Below are 4,664 nucleotides of genomic sequence, written 5' to 3' on the forward strand. Positions count from 1 at the left end.
CGGCGACCATCCGCACCGCACGACGGCGCAGCTCAAGCGGGTAGGGGGAAGGACGTGCCATGACTCGATCCTCTCAAACGATCGAGTCCCTACCGAACCCGGAACGGTTTATCTCTTCGGCTTGCACCAATGAGCGGCACCGCGTGGACACCTCCGGGCGCATCGTGGTCGAGGGGAAGGTGATCGACGTCGGCGCCCGTCTGAAGGCGGGGACGACGGTCGTAGTCCTCATGGAAGACGAACTGATCCGGATCATCCAGGACGGCCGCCGGCTGACCACCGCGCCCCGACGGCACGTCAGCAGTAGCAGCAGGACGGAGCCGAGAGTTGAGACATGCCCCCTCCTCATCCGCGCAGGCCCACGCATGTGTCGGCTCACCATGTGACTGGCTCTCCGCTGATTCCGCACTTCGTGGGGCTTTCTCGATACGGCGACCAGGCGGGCCTGGTGTAATCGGCGGCGGACGACCGAGGATCAAGGGGGGCCGCGCTATGCAGGCCAAGGAGACGTTGTTCGCCGATCTCATGCAGGGCCGGGCCCAGCAGTTCCAAGTGCCGCTCTACCAGCGGACGTACTCCTGGACCGAGAAGCACCTCAAACAGCTCTGGAGCGACATCCTGGAACAGGCCGGGCTGCTCGAGTCGTCTGAAGAGAAGGGAAGCACGCACTTCCTCGGTTCGGTGGTGCTCGCCCCGTCACCGCTGAACGACGCGACGTTCCCCCGCTGGCTCGTCGTCGACGGCCAGCAGCGGCTGACCACGCTGTCCCTGGCCCTGGCCGCCATCCGCGATCATGTCGCGGACACCGCGCCGGTCGAGGCCCAGCGCATCGACGAGCAGTACCTGATCAACAAGTGGAAGAGCGGCAACGACCACCTCCGTCTGCTGCCGACGCAGGCGGACCGGAAGCAGTTCGCCGCCCACATCCGCGGTCCCTTAACCGATCAGGACACCGGCAGCGGCGTCGCCACCGCCTACGCCTTCTTCCGCAAGAAGCTGGTCGAGGCGGACGATCCGGCTGCCCCGCAGGACGTGTTCCGCATCGAGCAGGCGATCACCTCCCGGCTCGCGCTGGTGGCGGTGACCGCCGAGCGCGGTGACAACGTCCACCGCATCTTCGAGTCGCTCAACAACACCGGCCTCAAGCTGAGCCAGGCCGACCTGCTGCGCAACTACCTCTTCATGAAGCTCCAGGCGCGCGGCGAACACGTCTACGAGACCTACTGGCTCCCCCTGCAGAAGAGCCTGAGCAACGACGAGCTGGAACAGCTCATGTGGCTGCAACTCGTACTCGACGGAGATGACCGGGTCCGCCGCCAGGACCTCTATGCCGCCCAGCAGAGGCGTTTCGAGAACACGAACGCCGGCGACGCGGAGATCGAGGCGTACATCGGGGAACTGCACCGGCGCAGCGCCCACTTCCGCCGGCTGCTGCACCCCGAGGAGGAGCCCGACCCCGCGGTCCGGGACGCGCTCCGCCGTCTGGACGCGTGGCAGGCGGCCGTCACCTACCCCGCCCTGATGCTGCTGTTCGACCGGCGCGAGCGTGGGGAGCTGGACTCCGCCGGGACCGCCCGCGCCCTGGCGTACATCGAGAGCTTCCTCGTCCGCCGGATGATCTGCCGGGTCCCCACCAACAACCTCAACCGGATCTTCCAGGCCGTGCCCGGACAGCTCCCGCTCGACGTGCCCGTCGACGAGGGGCTGCACCGGCTCCTCTCCGCCGAGAACCGCTTCTGGCCCGACGACGCCGAACTGCGCGAGAAGATCAGGACGGCGCCGTTCTACCAGTACGGCCGGTGGCAGCAGCGCAAGCTGGCGCTGCAGCGGCTGGAGGAGAGCTACGGACATCCCGAGCCGGTCGACTTCGCCGCCGCGCAGCTCACCGTCGAGCACGTCATGCCGCAGTCGCCCGGCGACGAATGGCTGCGTGTTCTGAGCGAGGAGGCCGACGAGGGCGAGACCGCGGAGGAACTGCACGCCCGGTTCCAGCACACCCTCGGCAACCTGACGCTCACCGCGGTCAACGCGGAGCTGTCCAACCACCCCTTCGAGCGCAAGCAGGACCTGCTGCGGGGCAGTCACCTGGAGATGAACCGCCGCATCGCCGCCACCGAGCGCTGGGGCGTGCGCGAAATCCTGGCCCGCGCCGACGAACTCGCGGACCGTGCGATCGCGTTGTGGCCGGCCCCGCTGCGCGGAGTAGGCCGGGCGGAGCGCAGCCGCGACTGGCAGCTCGCCCACCAGGTCCTCGCCGCACTCCCCCACGGCACCTGGACCTCCTACGGCGACCTCGCCGCGTTCCTCGGCTCCGGCGCCCAGGCCGTGGGCAACCACCTGGCCAACACCCCCGGAGTGGTCAACGCGTACCGCGTCCTCACCTCCGAGGGCAAGGTCTCCGACGGCTTCCGGTGGGCGACACCCCAGGAGGCGGGAAGCGACGACGTCCGCGCCCGGCTGACCGCCGACGGTGTCCGCTTCACGGCCACCGGGGCCGCCGACCCGGCCCAGCAGCTCACCGCCGACGACCTCGCCGCGCTGCTCGCCGGCACGGACGACGACCGGGCGGACGGCGAGGACACCGCGCAGGACGGGACCGCCGGAGCGCCGGGCGAGGAGACCCGCGCCGAACGGTTCTTCCGCCAGCTCGCCGCCGACGACTCCCACGAGACGGTCGAGGCGGTCCGCGCGCTCTTCACCCACTGGGAGTCACTGGGCGGCTGGATCGGCCACGGCGCCGGACACGTCACCACGAGCGCCTACCTCATGCTCGGCGAGGCGGGCGGCCCCGGGCGCGGCATCTGGCCGATGACGCTCTACCCGGGCGCCGGGCGCGGGGGCACGGCGGAGGTGGTGTTCCAGTACATGGCCGCACGGGAGCCGTTCACCGACCGCGCGCTGCGCGCCGAACTCCTGACCCGCCTCAACGCCCTGGACGGCGTCGACATCCCGGAGGGCAAGCTGGAGTTGCGCCCCAACATCCGCCTGTCCCTGCTGGAGAAGGAGCGCAACCGGGAACTGCTCACCGAGACGCTGACGTGGTTCCGGGACCGCTGGGAGAGCCGGGGCTCGTCCTGAGCGGTGCCCGCCGGGCGCACTCCGCCCACACCGTCTTGCCGCCCGGCGGGTACGGTTCGCAGCCCCAGGCGTCGGCGAGCGAGGCGACCAGGAGCAGACCCCGTCCGGACTCGCCGTCGGCATCGACGGCCGGGGCCGGCACGGGGCGGCGCTCGCCCCGCGCGTCGGTGACCTCGATCCGCAGGGTGGCGGGGGTCAGGGTGAGAGCGAGACGTGCGGCTCTGCCCCTCACCCGGCCGTGCAGGGCCGCGTTCGCGGTCAGTTCGGCGATGAGGAGGGAGGCCGTGGCCGCGCTGTCGTCGCCGGCGGCCTCCGGCCTGCCCTTCCGCTCGGCCAGCCAACGCTCGGCGGCGTGACGCGCGGTGTGCGCGCCGTGCGCGGTGGTGGGAAACGCGGTACAGAAGCGGGCCGTGCCGACGATCGGTTCACCGGGTGCGGTGACGGTTTCCTGATTCACATCACCGAGGGTGACCGAGTCGCTCTACCGTGGGGAGCACCCCGGGCGGTACGCAGAGTGACTGTCCCGGTGCGGACGGTGTGGTGTACGGGCGTACGGCCGTGACCCGGCCAGGCCCCCGCCGGTTCGCCCTCGGTACAGGGAACAGGGTGGTGGTACGGCATGGCAGCACAGTCGGGCACGGGGATCCCCACGGGCGGCGAGGCGGACGGTACGGACGAGGTCGCGGACCTGTTCCGGGCCCTGGGGCGGCAGATCAAGGTCGCCCGGGAGCGTGCCGGGCTGAGCCAGAAGGAGCTGGGCGACCGGATCGGTTACAGCGAGGAGACGATCTCGTCGGTGGAGCGGGCCCGGCGGACGCCTCAGCCTGAACTGCTGGTCGCGGTGGACCAGTTGCTGGACTGCGGGGGCCTGCTGACGTCGGCCGCGGAGGACGTGGAGCGGGCGAAGACCCGGCGCAGGGTGCGGCATCCGGAGTGGTTCCGGGACTACGCGCGGCTGGAGGCGGAGGCGGTTGAGCTCCGTTACTTCGCCAATCAGGCGGTGCCGGGCTTGTTCCAGACCCGGGAGTACGCACGTGCCGTGTTCGCCAGTCGGCAGCCCTTCTTCGACGAAGAGACCATCGAGGAACGTGTGGCTGCGAGGATGACTCGGCAGGAGTTGATGACCCGATGGCCGCCGCCGACCGTGAGCGCCGTCGTCCAGGAGACCATCCTGCGCCAGCCGTTCGGCGGCCCGGCCGTACAGCGCGGCCAGTTGGAACAGCTCCTCCGTATCGGTCGGTTGCGCCACGTCGAAATCCAGGTCATGCCAACCATGAGCGAGGAACATGCGGGCATGGGAGGCCCGTTCACACTGCTCACTCCGAAGGGCAAACCGCAGGTCGCCTATCTGGAAGTCCAGCACTTCAGCCGCCTCATCACTGACCAGGAAGAGGTGCGTGTCCTGGCCGCGAAGCATGGCAGCATCCGAGGTCAGGCACTCGCCCCATGCGAGTCCCTGCGCCTGCTCGAGAAGATGCTGGGAGACTCCCAATGACATTGTCAAGCGGGGGCGGTGACGTTCCGTGAGGGCGTCATGCCCCTGTGACACTGGTCCTGGGCATGGCTGTCTCGAAGGTGCGGTGGTC

Annotated in this window: 4 protein-coding genes; 3 read left to right on the forward strand and 1 reads right to left on the reverse strand. The window is 69.9% G+C overall.

The annotated features are described in order from the left end of the window. Positions 1–143: 143 nt before the first annotated feature. Positions 144–386 (forward strand): hypothetical protein, encoded by a 243-nt coding sequence (locus tag AC02VZ_RS25940; RefSeq protein ID WP_476476550.1) that lies wholly within the window; start codon positions 144–146, stop codon positions 384–386. Between the two features lie 106 nt (positions 387–492). Continuing rightward, positions 493–3,078 (forward strand): GmrSD restriction endonuclease domain-containing protein, encoded by a 2,586-nt coding sequence (locus AC02VZ_RS25945; protein ID WP_432058923.1) that lies wholly within the window; start codon positions 493–495, stop codon positions 3,076–3,078. Here the strand turns inward: AC02VZ_RS25945 and AC02VZ_RS25950 are convergent. Beyond that, positions 3,023–3,535: an ATP-binding protein gene (locus tag AC02VZ_RS25950; protein ID WP_432058924.1), complete on the reverse strand. Its 513-nt coding sequence runs from the start codon at positions 3,533–3,535 to the stop codon at positions 3,023–3,025. The two genes, AC02VZ_RS25945 and AC02VZ_RS25950, sit on opposite strands and share 56 nt — an antisense overlap. A 162-nt stretch (positions 3,536–3,697) precedes the next feature. On the opposite strand from AC02VZ_RS25950, the gene AC02VZ_RS25955 reads away from it, so the two are divergent. Then, complete coding sequence (locus AC02VZ_RS25955) at positions 3,698–4,573, forward strand: helix-turn-helix domain-containing protein (protein WP_476476551.1); 876 nt, start codon at positions 3,698–3,700, stop codon at positions 4,571–4,573. Positions 4,574–4,664 lie beyond the last annotated feature (91 nt).

It is taken from the genome of Streptomyces sp. 3-6, assembly GCF_056323165.1.